At 60.1% G+C, this 18,942-nt stretch carries 16 protein-coding genes; 6 read left to right on the top strand and 10 right to left on the bottom strand.

Annotated features, from left to right (window positions below; translation table 11 throughout):
- Positions 1 to 5: 5 nt before the first annotated feature.
- From algG to yaaA, 7 genes are all read right to left on the bottom strand, one after another.
- Positions 6 to 1,598, bottom strand: a complete 1,593-nt coding sequence (algG, locus tag AC3I65_RS21325; protein ID WP_047228842.1) for a mannuronan 5-epimerase AlgG — start codon at positions 1,596 to 1,598, stop codon at positions 6 to 8.
- Positions 1,599 to 1,624: 26 nt separating this feature from the next.
- Positions 1,625 to 3,109 carry an alginate export family protein gene (locus tag AC3I65_RS21320; RefSeq protein ID WP_047228909.1) on the bottom strand — a complete coding sequence of 495 codons (1,485 nt, stop codon included), beginning with the start codon at positions 3,107 to 3,109 and terminating at the stop codon, positions 1,625 to 1,627.
- Between the two features lie 5 nt (positions 3,110 to 3,114).
- Positions 3,115 to 4,626 (bottom strand): alginate biosynthesis TPR repeat lipoprotein AlgK, encoded by a 1,512-nt coding sequence (algK, locus tag AC3I65_RS21315; RefSeq protein ID WP_488524133.1) that lies wholly within the window; start codon positions 4,624 to 4,626, stop codon positions 3,115 to 3,117.
- Positions 4,627 to 4,635: 9 nt separating this feature from the next.
- Positions 4,636 to 5,805 (bottom strand): alginate biosynthesis protein Alg44, encoded by a 1,170-nt coding sequence (locus tag AC3I65_RS21310; RefSeq protein WP_047228844.1) that lies wholly within the window; start codon positions 5,803 to 5,805, stop codon positions 4,636 to 4,638.
- A gap of 35 nt (positions 5,806 to 5,840) precedes the next feature.
- Positions 5,841 to 7,322, bottom strand: a complete 1,482-nt coding sequence (alg8, locus tag AC3I65_RS21305) for a mannuronan synthase (RefSeq protein ID WP_370695168.1) — start codon at positions 7,320 to 7,322, stop codon at positions 5,841 to 5,843.
- A gap of 100 nt (positions 7,323 to 7,422) precedes the next feature.
- On the bottom strand, positions 7,423 to 8,739 hold the full coding sequence (locus AC3I65_RS21300) for a nucleotide sugar dehydrogenase (protein WP_076383623.1): 1,317 nt from the start codon (positions 8,737 to 8,739) through the stop codon (positions 7,423 to 7,425).
- Between the two features lie 811 nt (positions 8,740 to 9,550).
- Positions 9,551 to 10,330, bottom strand: a complete 780-nt coding sequence (gene yaaA / locus AC3I65_RS21295) for a peroxide stress protein YaaA (protein WP_047228847.1) — start codon at positions 10,328 to 10,330, stop codon at positions 9,551 to 9,553.
- 177 nt (positions 10,331 to 10,507) lie between these two features.
- On the opposite strand from yaaA, the gene AC3I65_RS21290 reads away from it, so the two are divergent.
- The 6 genes from AC3I65_RS21290 to AC3I65_RS21265 all read left to right on the top strand — a co-directional run bounded on the left by AC3I65_RS21290 (position 10,508) and on the right by AC3I65_RS21265 (position 15,841).
- A complete protein-coding gene (locus AC3I65_RS21290) occupies positions 10,508 to 11,632 on the top strand; it encodes a polysaccharide deacetylase family protein (RefSeq protein ID WP_488524329.1) in 1,125 nt (374 codons plus the stop codon).
- 335 nt (positions 11,633 to 11,967) lie between these two features.
- Positions 11,968 to 13,362, top strand: coding sequence for a PhoH family protein (locus tag AC3I65_RS21285; protein ID WP_047228849.1), 1,395 nt, complete (start codon positions 11,968 to 11,970; stop codon positions 13,360 to 13,362).
- 260 nt (positions 13,363 to 13,622) lie between these two features.
- Positions 13,623 to 14,096, top strand: coding sequence for a cyclic pyranopterin monophosphate synthase MoaC (moaC, locus tag AC3I65_RS21280; RefSeq protein WP_488524132.1), 474 nt, complete (start codon positions 13,623 to 13,625; stop codon positions 14,094 to 14,096).
- Positions 14,093 to 14,335 (top strand): MoaD/ThiS family protein, encoded by a 243-nt coding sequence (locus AC3I65_RS21275; protein WP_047228851.1) that lies wholly within the window; start codon positions 14,093 to 14,095, stop codon positions 14,333 to 14,335. Before moaC ends, AC3I65_RS21275 begins: the two co-directional genes overlap by 4 nt.
- A gap of 3 nt (positions 14,336 to 14,338) precedes the next feature.
- The gene (gene moaE, locus AC3I65_RS21270; protein WP_047228852.1) at positions 14,339 to 14,791 is read left to right on the top strand and encodes a molybdopterin synthase catalytic subunit MoaE; all 453 of its coding nucleotides are present in this window, start codon (positions 14,339 to 14,341) and stop codon (positions 14,789 to 14,791) included.
- 273 nt (positions 14,792 to 15,064) lie between these two features.
- Positions 15,065 to 15,841 carry an ABC transporter substrate-binding protein gene (locus AC3I65_RS21265; protein WP_047228853.1) on the top strand — a complete coding sequence of 259 codons (777 nt, stop codon included), beginning with the start codon at positions 15,065 to 15,067 and terminating at the stop codon, positions 15,839 to 15,841.
- Between the two features lie 126 nt (positions 15,842 to 15,967).
- Here AC3I65_RS21265 and AC3I65_RS21260 read toward each other — a convergent pair whose 3' ends face one another.
- The 3 genes from AC3I65_RS21260 to AC3I65_RS21250 form a co-directional block, all read right to left on the bottom strand.
- Positions 15,968 to 16,594, bottom strand: a complete 627-nt coding sequence (locus AC3I65_RS21260) for a helix-turn-helix transcriptional regulator (RefSeq protein ID WP_076383627.1) — start codon at positions 16,592 to 16,594, stop codon at positions 15,968 to 15,970.
- An 88-nt stretch (positions 16,595 to 16,682) separates the two neighbouring features.
- Complete coding sequence (locus AC3I65_RS21255) at positions 16,683 to 17,810, bottom strand: NAD(P)/FAD-dependent oxidoreductase (protein WP_139049201.1); 1,128 nt, start codon at positions 17,808 to 17,810, stop codon at positions 16,683 to 16,685.
- A gap of 62 nt (positions 17,811 to 17,872) precedes the next feature.
- A complete protein-coding gene (locus AC3I65_RS21250) occupies positions 17,873 to 18,820 on the bottom strand; it encodes an ornithine cyclodeaminase family protein (protein WP_488524131.1) in 948 nt (315 codons plus the stop codon).
- Between the last annotated feature and the right edge of the window lie 122 nt (positions 18,821 to 18,942).

Here is an 18,942-nt window from a genome sequence, read left to right as displayed (position 1 = left end):
CATCCTCAGTCCCGCAATTCAGTCTGGCGTTCGACAGGGTCGATCAGCACGGCTTTCTGCTGGCGCACCAGCAGGTCGAGAATTTCATCCTGGCGCTCGCCCAGGATCCCCGAGAAGCTGATGCCGCTGGATTTGGTCGGCGCGAGCATGGACACGCGGTAGAGCTCAACGCTCAACGGTGAGTCGATGGACAATGGGCCGCTGCCGTTGGCAGCCAGTTCACCACCGACCACGATCAGCGAGACCTGGGCGTCGAACGGGTCGAGCTTGATGTCCCGGTCGGTGTCGGACAGGTCCTTGATGTGGCCGTAAAGACCGGTCAGGCCGTTGGCCATGGACACGTTTTCGTAAAGGCGGATGTTCACGCTGTTACGAATCCGGATGCCGTGGCGCCGGTTGCTGATCACTTTGTTACCCCACAACAGGTTGTCACCACTCTCGTAAAGCGTGATGCCGTCGGTGTGGTTCTTGTAGATCTCGTTGTAGGCGATCAGGTTGTTCACGCTGTTACGGTCGATCACCAGGCCCGAGAGTTTGTTGTCGTAGCTGCGGTTGTTGAAAATGAAGCTGTCGTTGACCTCACGGGAAATAATGATCCCGTGCTTCTTCTTGGTCCCGTAGACGGTGTTGTCGGCGATGATCAGCCGATGGGAACGGTCGTGGGGGTCAATGCCGTAGACGATGTTGTCCTTGTAGGTGTTGCCCTTGACCACAAAGTCGTTGGTTTCGTAGCAATAGAAGCCGTACCACATGTCCGAGAACTCGGAATCGATGATCCAGCCGGTCGGTTCCGGGCGCTTGAGGACCTTGGCCATGTTGGGCGTGTACTGGGAAATACTGACCCCGTACGACTTACTGTTGGCGTAGCCGAAGCTGGCCATTTTGGTATTGACGATGTAAGTCTCGGTGCCGCCCCAGGACAGCAGGAACGGACGGAATTCGTTGGCCGAGCGGAACGTGGCGGGGCCATTGTCCTTTTCGCGCCAGCCGGTGACCTTGGTGTCGCGGATGAACATCTTTCCATCGTTGACCAGGAAGGAGCCGCCCTCTTGGGACAGGCGCAGTTCCTGGGTCTGTTGGTCGATTTCCAGAATGCCTTTTTCACCCACCACAATCGGAATCCTGGCCAGGAAGACACCCGGCGAGGTTTCCCTGAGGTACTGCTTGGGCACTTTCTTGGCCAGGTCCTTGAGGTTCATGTAGCCATCGTCGATGAAGATGGCCTGTGGGATGCCGTGCTGGCGCACCACCCACTCGGCCATCTTGTTGTCGCCGCCGATGAAGTCCTTCAAGGCGTTTTCCTGCATCATCCGGCGCACGCTGACCTTGCCGGGCTTGCTGCGCACGATCTTGGCCGCGGCCGCTTCGGCGGTGAAGCCTGTGAGGTCGGGCAGGGTCGGCGCAGCCAGTTCCAGCGGAGCGGTCGGCGCGCTGCTGACGGTGTAGGTCTTGGCCTGCTGCAGTTCCTTGACCACGTTGCCCGGTTTGACCACCGGTTCAACGTTGGCGAACGCCGACGAGCCGGCCAGCAGCATCGCTGCGGCCAACAGGCTGATCGAACCTTTCATCGCCTGGCTGTTCCTGAGGTAGCGGTTCATATCGGGCACTCCCATGGTCATTCGCATCAGAAGCGCCAGATCACGTCGACAAAGGCGCGATGCATGTATGAATCGACCTCTTTGCCGTAGGCGTCGCCAGGCTTGAACACACCGCCACGAAAGCGCACCAGCGCCGACGGCTCGTCGATGGACTGGCTCAGCGCTGCCGGCAGCAGGCCTTGCTTGAAGTACTTGGTGACCACAAGGTCGACTTCCTGGCCCAGGTCCTTGTTACCGTCGCGCAGTGGCAGGGACGAGGTGGACAGGATCGCGCCGGTCACATCGTCGGTGTTGTTTTCCACCGCGTTGATGCCGTTACTGCCCACAGGCTTGTTGCCGTCCACGCGCCAGAACTTGTGGTACACCAGGCTTGCGTCGTATTCGTCACGCAACTGCCAGGAACCGAACAGGCTGGCGCTCTGGGTGTTGGCCATTTCGCCACGGAAGGCTTCACCGAAACGGTGGACCCGCGAGCGGGTACCGGTGTAGTTCGAGCGGTTGCTTTGCAGACCGTTCTGTTCGTAGTCCTCGCTGGCGCGGGCATAGGCCGCACCGACTTGCCACTGCGGATCCAGGCGCAGACGGATGCCCAGGTCGGTGGCCCAGCCATCGACGTCGTCACTGCGCTTGAGTTGCGTAGGGCGCGTGCCATCGGCGTTGAGCGGGTTGACGGTGTCGCGATCGCCGGTCATGCCGGTCAGGCTGGCCCAGTAATTGACGGTGTTGGTGTTACGCCAGTTGTAGGCGTCACTGTTGGCTTCCAGGCCCAGCCAGGACAGGTCACCGTTCTGGGTCTTGTCCAGGGAATCGGTGGCTTCGCCCGGGGTCGGGTAATCGAGGCTGCCATTGTCGTGGGTATGGTGGGCACGGATTCCGGCCCACTGGCCTGGCATCCACTGGTAGCCCACGTCACCGTAGACGTGCAGGCGGTCCTTGTCGTCAGGCGACAATTCCTTGAGGTCGGTGCGGTATTCGCTGAAGCGCTCGGCGACACCCAGGTTGGCCCGCAACAAGGTGGTATCGAAGGTCCAGTTCAGGGCTTCGATGTTGGTGTCGCGCCATTGGCCGTCTTCGTTGCGCAGGCGTTGGCGACCGAATTTCAGCTGTTCGCCCGGGTAAGGGGTCAGGCCCCGATAGCCAATCCAGAATTCGCGCATGGCCAGGTAGTTCTTCTTGACTTCGCGATCACCGCTGTCGGTTTGCGCGGTCGCGTCATCGGACTGTTGCAGGGTGTCGGTCTCGATGGTGTCGGTAGACGTCACGGCCTGGGCCATGGCGTAGGCGCTCCAGGCACCGCGCTCACCGTAGATCCACGGACGCAGGTCCAGACCGATACCGTTGACGTCGCCGCCGCGCTGGGTGCCGAGGTCGCGATCGTCTTCGGACTGGGCGGTGATTTTCACGTCCAGGCCGAAGTTCTGGTCTTCAGTCAGGGCCGCCAGGGTCGGACAGGACCACAGCAGGGCAAACGACAGGCCAATACCGGCCTGCACAAAAGGATTGAGCTTCAAAGGCTTCATAGAGGTTCCTCGCCGTCATCTTCTTTTAGGGCTTGCAGTTCCAGCGTATCGGGGCTCATGGAGCCGCGAATGGCCTGCTCTTGTTGTAGCAGGCGCTGGGCTTGTGCAAGCTGGTTCGGCGGTAATTGGGCTTCGAGGGTCTGGGCAAGCTCGATGGCTTGCGGGGTGTTCTGGGCCTTGGCCAATTGACTGAACACATAGGCATTGACCGGGTCGGGCTTGGTGCCCTTGCCTTGGGAGAACAACTGGGCAATGGCGAAATCGGCGCTGTTCTGGCCGTTACGGGCGGCCTTGAGCAGATGGTCCAGAGCCTTTTGCGAATACACCTGGCCCAGGTAACCACGGCGATAGATCTGGCCCAGGTAGTAATCGGCGGCCACTTCGCGGCCAACGGCTTTCTGGAAATGCGCTTCGGCGACCTTGGCGTCAGCCGGCACCCATTTGCCTTCGTAGTACAGCTTGCCCAGCAACAGATCTGCACGTGGCTGATCGGCGGCGCGGCCGTTTTCCAGGTACTGCATCATCTTGTCGACGTCACCCAACTCGGGGAAGTCGTAGAGAATCTGCGCCAGGCTGACCCAGGCAGCGGGATAGCCAGGGGCGATGCCTTCGAGCAACGACTGTGCGGTTTTTTCGTCGGTCTTGCCCAGGCTCGCATCGGCCAGGACACGGGCGACGCTGTCCACACGCTGGGCGGAGACGGTGCCACTCTGGTGACCGGCCTGCATTTGCTTGAGCAACTCGGCCTGCTGTTCAGGCTGGCCGCGTTTCTGATAGACCGTGGCCAGTTCGACGTAGCAGATGTCGGTGGTGGCCAATGCCGCCTTGCAGACTTTTTCCACTTCATCCAGATGCTGGTCGTAGGTGCCCTGGGTGCGATAGAGCAGAATCTGCGCCAGGCCCGCTTCCGGGTAACCGGCGCTGCGCCATTGGCTGATCTGCTGCTGAGCGTTGACGTTCGGGAAGCTTTGGGGATATTGCAGGTACAGCATCGCCAGCGGGATCAGGGTGCCGCCCTGACCGTTGGCGAAGGCTTTCTTCAACAGGCCTTCGGCTTCGTGCTTTTCCGCTTCGCTGGAGCCAGGCTTTGCCACCAGCAGGCGACCCAGGCGAGCCTGGGCCCGTGGCGAGATATCGGCCGCGGCGCGGTAAGTCGCCTCGGCCTTTTTCATCTGCTCGGGGTCGCGGCTGTCCACCTGGATGTCGGCCAGGCCGACCTGGGCTTCGCTGTAGCCCAGGTCTGCCAGTTGCTGATAGTTCTGCTGTGCCAGCGTCGTGTCACCGCGCTTGAGGGCTTCGTTGGCCAGGCGCTGGTCGGGCAGGCCGGCACAGCCGCTAAGGCCGAGTGCCAGCGCCAGCGCACACAACGCATACCCTGTGTGGGAGCGAGCCTGCTCGCGATGCAGGCCGCTCGATACACCAGGCACACCGCTTTGATCCCATCGCGAGCAGGCTCGCGCCCACAGGGTATGCGGCGTCTTGTTGTCTTGTGGAGTCGTCACGAGCATGTCCTCCGCTTAAATACCGACAGCCATGGCTTTGTCGATCAGCCAGTTCAGGTTCGGGCCACGGTCGCTGGTAACTTCTACCGGCCGGCCGGCCAGCGAGCTGTCCAGGGGTTCGTCAGGCTGGATCAGTACGCGGATATCGGACGACAGGTCGGCACTTTTCAGGCTGGTGCTGCTGACGATCTTGCCGGTACGGGTGGTGTCTTCGCCGGCAACCTGGAAGCTGACCGGAGTGCCTGGGCGCACGTCGCCGAACTGGCGATAGGAGAAGCGTGCTTCGACGTTGGCTTCGGTGCCCCGTGGGACCAGTTGGAAGATCACGTCACCCTTGCTGGCGTACTGACCGTCGGACACCAGTTGCTGGGACACGATGCAGTCGCACGGCGAGGTCAGGGTGCCGGTCATTTGCTTGCCGAACAGCTCCTCGACCTTGGCCGGTTGCAGCTGGTTGTCGTCCAGATGGCCCTTGAGCACATCGAGCATGCTGGTGCTGAACGTGGCCAGCGGGGCGCCTTTGGCAGCAACGCCGTCAGCCTTGACCAGACTCTGCACGGTGCCGTCGCGCGGCATGGTGATAGCCATGCCCGGTACGTTCACCAGGCCCGCCTGGGCGTGGCTGACGAAGTACATGCCGTACACCGACTTGAAGATGAAGCCGAATGCCGCCAGGCCGACGATAAAAATCGCCAGGCTGAAGGTCACGGCCCGCAGGCGGCCCAGGGCGGTCATGCCACCGTTGTCGTCCTTCTGCTTGCGCGCCTTGGTGAAGTTGTCGCGTTGCAAAGTCGCCAGCACATCGCCGACGCCGACGATGTCGCCGGCCAGGTGCGAGGTGATGATGTGACGCAGCGTCGAGATGTCCCGAGGCTCCAGATTCTGGAACTGGCAACCGGTACGACCGGTCTGGCGGTCGTAGGAGCGAACCTGCAGTTCCACGTCCATGGCCAGGCCAAGGTTGTCGATCACGAATTGCAGGCGGCCTTTGTACGCTTCGCCGACCTTGAGCGGCATCTGGCCGGCGTTGAAGCACAGGCCTCCGGCCGACAGGTCCAGGACCTTGACTTCCATGGGGGTACGGTCGGGACCGAAGAAGCGCAATTTGGCCGGGATTTTCACTCGGGCGTGTTGGCGCTGGGCTTCGGATTCATGCACTACGTTGACATTCACGGCGGTGTTCATAGGGGCGATTTCCTAGTTAATTCAGGCGAGTTCGGTCAGACCATCATCAGCAGCACGGCAACGAAAACGCTGCCGGCGGAGAAGGTCATGGTCCGAGACGACCAAGTGTTGAACCAACGTTGAAAGCTGGCGAGATCACGGGTCAGATGGGTGGGCTGGCGAGTCCAGGACTGTTGGTCGAGGCGGAAGAACACGTAGATCTTCACCAGCGCGCCAACGATCTGGTTGTAATACAGAATCGCCGGGTAGGCCGGACCGATCCGGTGTCCGGAGCACGACAGCAACAGGGTCAAGAGCAACCGAGTGATGCCGATCCACAGCAGGTACACCAGGATGAACGCGGTGCCGTACTTGAAGCTGGCAATCAGCGCCACGGTCAGGCCCAGCAGCGAGGTCCACATCGACACGCGCTGGTCGAACAGCACCACCGAAGTGAACAGGCCCAGACGCTTCATGCCCAGGCCCAGTGCCCGGGAGTTCTGCCGCAGGTTGTTGCCATACCAGCGGAACATCAGCTTGCGACTGGCCTTGATGAAGCTTTTTTCCGGCGGGTGCTCGACGGTGTTGATCGCCGCATCGGGTACGTAGAACGTGTCGTAGCCCAGGCGCATCAGGCTGAACCAGCTCGATTTGTCGTCGCCGGTGAGAAACTTGAAGCGGCCCAGGCGCCAGTGTTGCAGCGAGTCGCTTTCCACGTCGGCGATGAAGTCCGGGTTGGTGACCACGGTGGCGCGGAACACCGACATGCGGCCGGTCATGGTCAGCACACGCTTGGACAGGGCCATGGAGCACATGTTGATGTGGCGCTGAGCGAAGCGCAGTTTGTGCCATTCGCTCATGATGTAGCCGCCGCGCACCTCGCAGAACTCGTTGGTGGTCAGGCCGCCGACGTTGCCGAACAACTGGAACCACGGCACGGTCTTGCGCACCACGCCTTCGCCGAGCACGGTATCGCCATCGATCACGGCGACCACTGCACGGTCGTCCGGCAAGTGGCGGGAGATGGCGCGGAAACCGAAGGCCAGGCCGTCACGCTTGCCGGTGCCAGGAATGCGCACGAAGTCCAGCTTGACGTGCTCTGGCGGGTTCATGCGGGCCCAGAGGCTCTTGACCAGTAGTTCATCGGACATTTCCACGATGGAGCAGACCACAGTGGTCGGCAGCCCGCAGTCGATGGCTTCGCGGATTACCGAACTGTAGACCTGGGCGGTCGTCAGCGCGTCGATCCGGAAGCTGGTGACCATCAGGTACACGTGGGACGGATCCGCCGCCTTGCCCAGCTTGCGTACCTTGCGGCGCAGATGCGGGTAGACGATGTACAGGAAGATCATGCCGCGCACGAAATGCGTCGCTCCCATGGAGTAACGCCAGATGCCCACGGCGCCGATCAGGAAAATGAAATCCTTGGATTCGGAATCGAACGTGGACGTGGGCAACGCCATGGCGATGCCCATCAATAAACTCAAGTAAAACAGCCAACCGGCGGCCTGAAGCAGGCCGTGCTTTAGCCTGTGCATAATCTGCATCCGTCTCTATCTCGGGCGGGCCTTGTGGGCGGCCCGATGGGTTAAGGCAGGCGAAAGGCCGGCCGGGCCTGGGCCCGGCCGGCAAACAGACTTACCAGCAGATGCCTTCGGTCCGGCCACTCGGGTTGGTGGCCTTGGACATGAAGCCAACCAGGTCGATGACCTGCTTGCCTTCCGGTACGTTCTCGGTCAGCGCGCGGAACTTCTCGTCGCGGTTGCCCAGGATGATGATGTCGGAGCCGTCGATCACCGAGTCGAAGTCGGAGTTGAGCAAGGACGAGACGTGAGGGATCTTCGACTCGATGTAATCCTTGTTCGCACCGTGGACGCGGGCGTATTCGACGTTGCTGTCGTAGATTTTCAGGTCGAAACCCTTGCCGATCAGCATTTCCGCCAGTTCCACCAATGGGCTTTCACGCAGGTCGTCGGTGCCGGCCTTGAAGCTCAGGCCCAGCAGGGCGACTTTGCGCTTGTCGTGGCTGGAAACGATGTCGAAGGCGTTCTGCACCTGGGATTCGTTGCTGCGCATCAGCGAGTTGAGCAGCGGCGCTTCCACGTCCAGGGAACCGGCGCGGTAGGTCAGGGCGCGAACGTCCTTGGGCAGGCACGAGCCGCCGAAGGCGAAGCCTGGGCGCATGTAGTACTGGGACAGGTTCAGGGTCTTGTCTTGGCAGACCACGTCCATCACTTCACGGCCATCGACGCCGACTGCCTTGGCGATGTTGCCGATCTCGTTGGCGAAGGTCACCTTGGTGGCGTGCCAGACGTTGCAGGTGTACTTGATCATCTCGGCGACAGCGATGTCCTTGCGGATGATCGGCGCATCGAGCTCTTCGTACAGCGATTGCAGAACGTCGCCGGAGGCTTTGTCGAACTCGCCGATGACGGTCATCGGTGGCAGGTCGTAGTCCTTGATCGCGGTGCTTTCACGCAGGAACTCAGGGTTGACCGCGACGCCGAAATCGACACCGGCTTTTTTGCCGGAGCAGTCTTCCAGAATCGGGATGACCACATTCGCCACGGTGCCTGGCAGCACGGTGCTGCGAACCACGACGGTGTGGCGGGTGGTCTTGTCGCGCAGGACAAAACCGATCTCGCGGCACACCGCTTCGATGTAGTTGAGTTCCAGATCGCCGTTCTTCTTGCTCGGTGTACCGACGCAAATCATCGACAGGTCAGTATCACGAATCGCTTCGGCGAAGTTGGTGGTTCCGCGCAGACGGCCTGTTTCAATACCTTGTGCCAACAGCTCGCCCAGACCGGGTTCAACGATCGGCGATTTACCGGCGTTGATCATGTCGATTTTGTCTTTGGCGACATCTACGCCAACGACATCATGGCCCCGTGCAGACAGGCAACCGGCACATACTGCACCGACGTAACCCAAACCAAATATGCTAATGCGCATCGCATTTACCTCTGTTTTTCACGCCATTAAATGGCCGGAGTTAATAGTGTTCAGCGGTCATAGTGCACTCGGAAGTGTGGAATGCAGGCGCCACAGTGCCGTGTGCAGGCATACTAAGTTCCGAGTGTCTAAATAAGTGCACTCAAGTTGTGCGCAATGCGGCCTAGTTGTTATGACCTGCCCTGTTATGCAGCCAGTCCTCGTATTCGGGAACGTTCGTGCAAAGGTCCTTCACCTCCGATCCCTGGCAAAAAGCCCACAAAATCAGAAGCTTGTGTGCTCTGGCGAGCACGTTATAGGGGCGCAGCCTTGGCCTTGTAGGGGATAGTAATGGTGCGTTATCTCCTGTCCTTTATAAGATGGATCCAAATAGGCGACCGTTTCGCTAAATTGCCATGACAACTTGGTTACTTGGATCGACGGCCTATGTAAGTCATCTCTTACACGCACGGCGAGAATCGTTACGGGTGGTATGAGCCGTGCAATTTCACATAGTTCCGATCCGCTCATCGCGATTTTCGAAATTTTTCGAAATATTATGAAAGATGGCACTGACCTCATGATGATGGCACTCACCGTTTTGACCTTTGATAACGGGGAGTTAAGGGGGGTAGATATTTTTGTGCCACTACCGAATAAAAAATTTGGTGCCACTACGTAAAAAACTGACAGGTGTCGAGTGAAACAAAAGTTAGCGAGGGAAGGGGGCGATTTATTGGCGTCATGGAACTGACGAAGTGGGCGGGGAAGTTGGATGACGTGTTCGGGTTTGATCAAGGCCCCTGATCAAGGGGCCATATAAAGATGTGCTTTATTCGGGGGCATGGTCACGCAGGAACACCAGTTTGTCCGCGCTCGATTGTTGAGCATTGAAACGGTAGCCCTGGGCATCGAACTGCTTGAGTGCTGCTGGATCGTTGATGCGTTCCTGAATCACGAAGCGGCTCATCAGGCCGCGGGCCTTCTTGGCGTAGAAGCTGATGATTTTGTACTGGCCGTTCTTCAGGTCCTTGAACTCGGTATCAATGACCCGCGCTTTGAGCGCGCTGCGTTTGACCGCCGAGAAGTATTCATTGGAGGCCAGGTTCAACAGTATGTCGTCGCCCTGGTCAGCCAGCGCTTCGTTCAGCCATTCGCTGATGCGTGTGCCCCAGAAGGCATACAAGTCTTTGCCGCGGGCATTGGCCAGCTTCGTGCCCATCTCCAGGCGATAGGGTTGCATCAGGTCCAGTGGGCGCAGCAAGCCATAAAGACCGGAGAGCATGCGCAGATGCTCCTGGGCATAGTCGAAATCGGCTTCGGCAAAGCTTTGTGCATCGAGGCCGGTGTACACATCACCCTTGAAAGCCAGCAGAGCCTGTTTGGCATTGGCCGGGGTGAACGCCGGCGTCCAGCTGCCGAATCGTGCGGCATTGAGACCGCCGATCTTGTCGGAGACGTGCATCAGCTCGCTGATCTGTGCCGGCGAGAGTTCGCGCAACTGTTCGATCAGTTCCTGGGAATGATCCAGGTACTGCGGCTGGGTAAAACGCTCGGTGGCCGGCGGTGTTTCGTAATCGAGGGTCTTGGCGGGGGAAATCACCATCAGCATGTAATCGTCTCCTTCAAAGGTGCGGCGATTCTAGGGGGTTGTCCGGGTGGACTCCAGCTATTGGGGTGATAGGTGATGGATGGGCAAGCCTTGCTCCCACCGAGTCCTCTGACCACAAGGGTATTGCGTCAGGATCGGCTATGATGCGGCGCGGGTTTCGTTATGGAGACATCCCTTTTGCGCATCGTCCTTCTATTGTCGGCCTGGTTCCTGAGTTTCGCGGCCATTGCCGCACCCAGCGACATCGCCACCCTGGACCGCAGCACCTGGCCGGAACAGCTCACCAGCCCGACGCTGTTCGACGTGGCCTCGCGAGCCGAGATCCTGATGTTCGCCCGGGTCCTGCTGGACACCGATGCCATGGACGAAATCGCCCTCAAGCAGCACCTGGGGCTGCGCACAATCAATATGGCGGCGATCGACACCCTGCGCGCGCGGTTGTGGCAGCGACTGCTGAGCAACTACAACTTCGCTCAGCAAAGCTGCGATCAGGACGCTTCGTTCTGTTTTCTGGTGGAAGACCTGGCGACGTTGCGCGAAGAGGCGGGCAGGCTCACGCTCGATGAAAACTCCTACTACATCAAGTGGGCTGAGCCGAGCCGGATCTTCCACGCTCAATATCTGGACGAGTTGCTGCGCAAGGCCGCGTTGTTTCCGCAGACCAGCAGCGAAATTGCGCGTTTCGGCGATTACGAGCGCAACGGTGATGATCTGAATGACCGGCTGTTCCTGCTGACCTTCGACAGCGCGGCCAACATCACGCCGGACAATACCCCGTGGCTGACTGAATACCTACGCAAGTCGAACATGAACGGCACCTTCTTCGTGCTGGGCAAGGACATCCAGGCGCGGCTTGCAGAGCGCTCGGTCAACCACCTCCAGGCCTTGTATTCGGGGCAATGCGTCGGTGTCCAGGGTTGGGAGTTCCGCTCCCACAGCCATTGGCAGGATTGGCAGGACTCGGTGCGGCGCAGCGTCGATCTGGTCAAGGGCAAGCTGCCGGAAAACTACGTGCCGCTGTTCCGCCCGCCCCAGGGCCAGCGCCGTGGCGATGTCGGCGCATTTTTCCGCAACCAGGGCCTGCAAGTGGCGCTCTGGGATATCGACCCTCAGGACAGCGCCGGCCGGCTCAACCCCGAGCAAAGCGCTCAGCGCACACTGACCCTGATGCTGTTGTGGCGCCGCGGCGTGATCAATTTCAACGTCAAGCAGGATGCGCTGAAAACGGCGCTGCCCTGGCTCATTACGCAAACGGCGCAAAGCGGGATCGGCTGGGAAGATTGTCGGGTCGCGTTTCGCTGATTTGGCCAAAGGCCCGGAAACACTGGGGGAGGAGGAGAATTCGGCGCACTTTCATGACGACCGGACTTCCGACTTTAACGGCGCAACGGCGCAACGCCAAGCGTTATTCGTCACTCTGAAAAATAAACTTCAAAAAAGCGTCAAAGTGCTTTTTCCTGTCATGTGTTTTGGAGTATCAAGAAGTCAGACCGCCGAAACCTGCAACACAGGTGGCGTCTTCCAAGACCCAGTTGTGTGCAGTTCACCTCAAGCCTTGCGGGTGAATTCGGTGGCTACTTCGAGGCGCAGCACTGTCACGGTATTGCGTCGAATGGCCCCCACAAAGGTGACCGAGTATGGATGACCACGGACGTAGCCCTTCCTCCAACCAGCCAATCCTCTATGTACTCGATACCAACGTATTGATCCACGATCCAAACGCACTCCTGAACTTCGAAGAACACCATGTTGCCATCCCGATGACCGTGCTCGAGGAGCTGGACAAGCTCAAGAGCGGGCATCACAGCGTCGCCGCCGAATGCCGGCAGGCGATCCGCCTGATCGACAAGACCCTGGGAGACGCGTCGCCCGAGGACGTTGAACTGGGTGTGCCGATCCAGCGTGGCAAAAGTGGTCCCAAAGGCCTGCTCTCGATCCTGATGAGCAAGCGCACCGAACCCAACCTGGTGCTGCCCGAACACCTGAACGACAACATCATCATCAACCAGTTGATCGACCTGCACGCGCGCAACCAGGATCAGGCCGTGGTGCTGGTGACCAAAGACATCAACATGCGCCTCAAGGCCCGCGCCTGCGGGATCGCGGCGGAGGACTACAGCACCGACCAATTGGTCGACGACGTATCACTGCTGCCCAACGGCTATCACACCATGACCGGCTCCTTCTGGGACCGGGTGAGCAAGGTCGAGACCCGTCAGGACCATGGTCGCACCTGGCACCAGGTGCAGTTGATCGACAATCTGCCGGCGGTGCACATCAATGAGTTCATCATCGACGAACAGGGTTTCGTCGGCTGGATCAAGGAAATCCAGGTCGACAAGCTGCTGATTCTCGATCTGCACCAGGAACCCCTGCTGCATCAGGAGGCCTGGGGCCTCAAGCCGCGGGATATCTACCAGAGCCTGGCCTTGTTCGCCTTGCTCGACCCGGATATCCACCTGGTCAACCTGTCCGGCGCCGCCGGTTCGGGCAAGACCATCCTGGCCCTGGCCGCCGCCATCGAACAGACCATGGTCAGCAAGCGCTACCGGCGCATCATCGCCACCCGTAGCGTGCAGGGCCTGGACCAGGAAATCGGCTTTTTGCCCGGCACCGAAGCGGAAAAAATGGAGCCTTGGCTGGGCGCCATCACCGATAACCTTGAAGCCTTGCACATGGATGACGAAAGCACTCATGGCAGCGTCGACTACATCCTCAGCAAGGTGCCGTTGCAGTTCAAATCCCTCAACTACATTCGCGGCCGCAGCTTCCAGCAGAGCCTGATCCTGATCGACGAATGCCAGAACCTCACCCCGCACCAGATGAAAACCATCATCACCCGTGCCGGCGCCGGTTCCAAAGTGGTGTGCCTGGGCAACCTGGCACAGATCGACACCCCTTACCTGTCCGCGACCAGTTCCGGGCTGACCTACCTGACCGAACGCTTCAAAGACTTCCCCAACGGGGTCCACATCACCCTGCAGGGCGTACCGCGCTCGATCCTGGCCGAATACGCCGAATCTCACCTGTAACTGACCATCAGAACCGGGCGACCTCAAGGTCGCCCGGTTTTTTATGACTGTACGAAAACCCCTGTGGGAGCGAGCCTGCTCGCGATAGCGGTGCATCAGCCACCTATTTTTATCTGATACACCGCCTTCGCGAGCAAGCCCGCTCCCACAGGGGGATTTGCGGTGATTGGGCAATTGCGCTCGCCACAGGTGCGACAATCAGGCCTGCCGGAATCTGACTCACAGGTTTACAATCGATGCTCCCGATCAGGAGTAACCCTGTGCTGACTCATCTCGATTCCCAAGGTCGCGCCAACATGGTCGATGTGACCGACAAGGCCGTGACGTTCCGTGAAGCCACGGCCGAAGCCTTTGTGCGCATGCTGCCCGAAACACTGCAGTTGATCGTCAGCGGTGGTCATCCCAAAGGCGATGTGTTCGCCGTTGCGCGCATTGCCGGCATTCAGGCGGCGAAAAAAACCAGTGACCTGATTCCGCTCTGCCATCCGCTGATGCTCACCAGCGTCAAGGTCGAGCTCAATGCCGAAGGCGAGGACCGGGTGCGCATCGTTGCCCGTTGCAAACTGTCGGGGCAGACCGGCGTGGAGATGGAAGCCCTCACCGCCGCCAGTGTTGCTGCGCTGACCATCTACGACATGTGCAAGGCCGTGGATCGGGGCATGACCATTGAAGGCGTGCGGGTGCTGGAGAAACTCGGCGGCAAGAGCGGCCACTTCCAGGCGGATGCGTCATGAAAATTACCGTGAAGTTCTTTGCGCGTTATCGCGAAGCGTTGGGCGTTGATTCGCAGAAGGTCGAGGGCGATTTCTCCACGGTGGACGACGTGCGGATACTGTTGGCCGCGCGTGAAGGTTTCGATGTCTTGAAAGAACAAAACCTGATGTGCGCCCGCAACGAAGACCTGTGCCAGCTCGACGAGCCGCTGGTCGATGGTGACGAAGTGGCATTCTTTCCCACCGTGACCGGAGGCTGAGCCATGGCGATTCGGGTGCAAGCCGATCCGTTCGACCCGGGCGCCGAAGTCAACGCGATGCACGCGGCCAATGTCGGCGTGGGGGCGGTGGTGAGTTTTGTCGGCTACGTGCGTGACTTCAATGACGGCCTTGATGTGTCCGGGATGTTCCTGGAGCACTACCCGGGCATGACTGAAAAAGCCTTGGGCAAGATCGCCGCCGAGGCCGAGCAGCGCTGGCCGTTGCTCAAGCTGGAGGTCCTGCATCGCATCGGTGCCCTGGAGCCGGGCGAACCGATTGTCTTCGTGGCGGCCGCCAGTGCCCATCGTCAGGCGGCATTCGACGCCTGCGCCTTTGTCATGGACTACCTCAAGACCCGTGCGCCGTTCTGGAAAAAAGAAAACACCGCCGATGGCCCGCGCTGGGTCGAAGGGCGTGACAGTGATCATGCGGCGGCGGATCGCTGGAAGCGGTAGATAGCCTGTTGCTGATTCATTGCCTGCCAACCGCTATCGCGAGCAGGCTCGCTCCCACAAGGGATCCAGGTTGTACACAGTATTCGTGTTCGACGCAGGCCTCCTGTGGGAGCGAGCTTGCTCGCGATGAGGCCATAAGCCTCCCATCACTTTTCGCGGTTGCCCCAATTGACGATATGTACATTAAAGTCCAGTATGGATTTATAAGTACATAAAATCCGTCGCTTCACCTTTCTCTGCCAAAACCAACAACAAACCCGCGAGAGATCGATCATGAAAAAGCTCCCCCTCATCACCGGCCTGGCCTTGAGCCTGCTGGCCTCCAGCAGTCTGTTCGCCGCCGAGAAGACCTTGCGTATCGGCATCGAAGCGGCGTATCCGCCGTTTGCTTCCAAGACCTCCGAAGGAAAGATCGAGGGATTTGACTATGACATTGGCAATGCGCTGTGCGCGCAGATGAAGGTCAAGTGCCAGTGGATCGAAAGTGAGTTTGACGGGCTGATTCCGTCGCTCAAGGTGAAGAAAATCGACATGGCGCTGTCGTCCATGACCATCACCGAAGAGCGCAAGAAGTCGGTGGATTTTACTCACAAGTACTACTTCACCTCGTCGCGGCTGGTCATGAAGGAGGGCGCGGTGGTCGATGATCAGTACGCCAGTCTCAAAGGCAAGACCGTGGGTGTGCAACGGGCGACCACCACCGACCGCTTCGCTACGGAGGTGTTCGAACCCAAGGGCGTGACAGTCAAGCGCTACAGCAACAACGAAGAAATCTACATGGACCTGGCGTCTGGTCGACTGGACGCGATATTCGCTGACACCATCCCGCTCGAGGATTTTCTGTCGATGCCCCGGGGCAAGGGCTACGCGTTTGTCGGGCCGGAGCTCAAGGACCCGAAATACGTCGGTGAAGGCGCGGGTATCGCGGTGCGCAAGGGCAATACCCAACTGGTGTCGGACTTGAACAAGGCCATCGACGGGATTCGGGCCAGTGGGGAGTATCAGAAGATCCAGGCCAAGTATTTCAAGTCGGATATCTATGGCGACTGATTGATCGTTATCGCGAGCAGGCTCGCTCCCACATTGGATCTCATTGAACACAAATAGCGTGTTCGACACAGACACCCTGTGGGAGCGAGCCTGCTCGCGATGAGGCCAGGCCAGGCAACAAAAACCTCAGCCCTTCAACTCTTTCAAATGCTTGTAAACCGTCGCCCGCCCCATGTTCAGCACATTCGCCACATAGTTGGACGCGCTCTTGCCTTTGAACGCGCCTTCGGCATGCAGCGCCAGCACCAGTTCGCGTTTATGGTCGCGGGTCAGCAGGTTCAGGCTCAACTGACGCTCGCGCATCCAGGCGTGGAGGAAGGTGTTGATCCGTTCCTGCCAGTCATCGCGAAACAGTGAGTCCGGCTGCGGGATCAACTTGCCCGGCGACAGGAACAGGTCCAGCGCGGCCTTGGCATTCTCGAACAGCGAAATATTCAGATTGATGCACAGCACCGCCAGCGGGCGCCCCCCTGCATCGCGCAGGACGCTGCTGAGGCTGCGGATTTTCTGCCCGTCCCAATTGAGTTTTTCGTATGGGCCGATGTTCCGTTCGCTGATCTCTTCGCTGAGCATGTCCTCCAGGGACGAGTCATCCCCTATCACGCGCTTGGACAGGTTGTTGGCGATGTAGTCGACTTTCTGCGTACGCAGGTCGTGCAGCACCACTTCGGCGTGAGGGTAGAACAGCGTGGCGATGGCGTCGGCGATGGTGCGGAAATTATCCAGTGTCGGATCAGGTTGCGGGGCATTCATGACAGGGCTCCGGGCAGCGTCAGCGCCCCGTGAAGCAGGGGCGCGCAGGAGTGTGCCGCAATCGTGGCGATGCGTCACCTGGGTGGGTTCAAGCCAGGCGTGCCGGCGACAGCTGGGTGGTGCTCAGGCCGAAACGGGTCAAGGTCTCGGGCAATGGCTCACCGCGCACCAGGGCCGCGCTGGCCTGACCCATGGCCGGGGACGTCTGGATGCCGTAGCCGCCCTGGGCCGCGACCCAGAACAACCCCGGTACCTGGGGATCGAAGCCGGACAAGAGGTCGCCGTCGGGGACGAAACTGCGCAACCCGGCCCAGGTGCGGGTCGGACGGCGGATGGTCAGGGTGGTGGCTTCTTCGATCTGGTAGATGCCCATGGCAATGTCCAGTTCTTCAGGCTGTACGTCGTGAGGTTCCACCGGATCGGCATTTGCCGGCGAGCCGAGGAACATGCCGGCGTCGGGCTTCATATAGAACGACTCGTCGAGGCTCACCAGCATCGGCCAGTCATGAATGTCCACGCCCTCGGGGCCGGCAAAAATGAATGCCGCCCGCCGCTTGGGTTGCAGGCCCAGCTTGCGCGCGCCGGCCATTTCGGCAATGTGATCGGCCCAGGCGCCGGCCGCGTTGATCAGCACCGGAGCGCTGAAGGTCTGGCCAGCGGTTGCTACCTGCCACATCCCCTGATCGTCGCGGCTCAGGCCCAGCACTTCGGTGTCGGTGTGCACCTGACCGCCGTTGCGGCGGATACCGCGCAGGTAGCCTTGGTGCAGCGCATCGGTGTCGATGTCACAGGCGGTGGGGTCGTAGATTGCACCATGCACCTTATCCCGTCGCAGGATCGGCAGTCGCACACAGGCTTCTTCGGCGCTGAGTAGCTGCATCTGCGGCACCGTGGCCTTGGCGCTGAGGTACTGGTTGTTCAGCTCGGCCGGGTCGCCGGTGAAATCCACGGTCATTTCGCCCCGTGGGGTGAGCAGCGGGTGCTCGCAGAAACCGGCCGGTGGGGCGTCGAAAAAGTCACGGCTGGCCTGGGTCAGCGCCCGCACCTGAGGCGTGCCATAGGCGGCGCTGTACAGCGCCGCCGAGCGCCCTGTGGAGTGGTAGCCCGGATGGGATTCGCGCTCGAGCACAATGACCCGACCGTGGGGGGCCAGCCAGTAACCGGTGGAAGCACCGGCGATGCCACCGCCGATGATGATGAAGTCTGCTGAGGTCATGAAGCTCTCCTGTGGAGCGCGGTGCCGGGAGTTAGTAAAACCTTCTGGGCAAATTGGCTGTGTCAGTTGTGCAACTGATAAAGCGCATTCGCCAGCGCAACGTCTTCCAACCCCAGGCCGATGGAGCGGAAAAACACATGGCGCTCATAGCCGGGACGCGCTACGTGTTCGCTGAGCAGTTCAGGCAAATCCCCAACCAGGCGTGACGCGTCCCAGCCGTGCTGTTCAGCGGCAATCAACATTTCACCGGCCGAACCGGGGGTGGTCTGACGATAGTCACAGAACACGTCCATGTCGTTGAGGCTCTGGGGGGGCACTTCGTGGGCGCGCGGAGCATTGGTGCTGATGGAGGTAATCAGGGCTGGCTTGCTCAGTGTCTGTGGGTCGAGCACTGCCTTGGCGGACGAGGTGCAGAGCATCACCACATCGGCGTCGTGCAGCGCCGCTTCAAGGCTGGCCGCGATTTGCAGGCGCGGATCCAGCTCGGTGAGCGAAGCACGCTCTTGCGCCGATTTATTCTGCAGGCTGGGCGAATAGAGGCTGATGCTTTGCCAATCCCGCAGACCCTTGACGTATTGCACGTGGGCCCTTGCCACGGCGCCGCTGCCGATGACTGTCAAGCGCCGGGCCTGGAATGGGGCAAGGGCATCCACGGCGACGGCAGTGGTGGCTGCGGTGCGGGCGGTCGTCAGTTCGGCGGCGTCGCACAGCAGCAGTGGCTGGCCGGTCTGCATCGACATCAGCAGGGTCCAGGCGGTCACCAATGGACCTTGCTCGCGCACGATATACGGTGAGGTCTTGACCCCGTAGACCTGCTCTTCAGCCAGCACGCCCAGGTAGTTGATGAAATCCCCGGCGCCTTGGGGAAACGCCACAAGTTGCTGGGGCGGTTGGACGGCCTGTCCGGCGGCGAGGTCGTGGAACAGCTTGCGTAAAATCTGCGGTACGTCGACTTGGCCGAGCAGCTCTCGGGCCTGGGCTTGGGTCATCACGTAGGGCGTGCTGGACATCGGGACTCCGGGGTGCTTTGTGTAAACTAATTTGTCCATTATGGACTTATAGTTCTTTTGGGCAATATCCCGGACGAAAAAAAAGCGCAGCGTTTGCGGCTGCGCTTTCTGGTTCCTGACGA

The organism is Pseudomonas sp. N-1-13, assembly GCF_057787095.1.
This window is presented reverse-complemented; position numbering and strand designations above follow the sequence as displayed.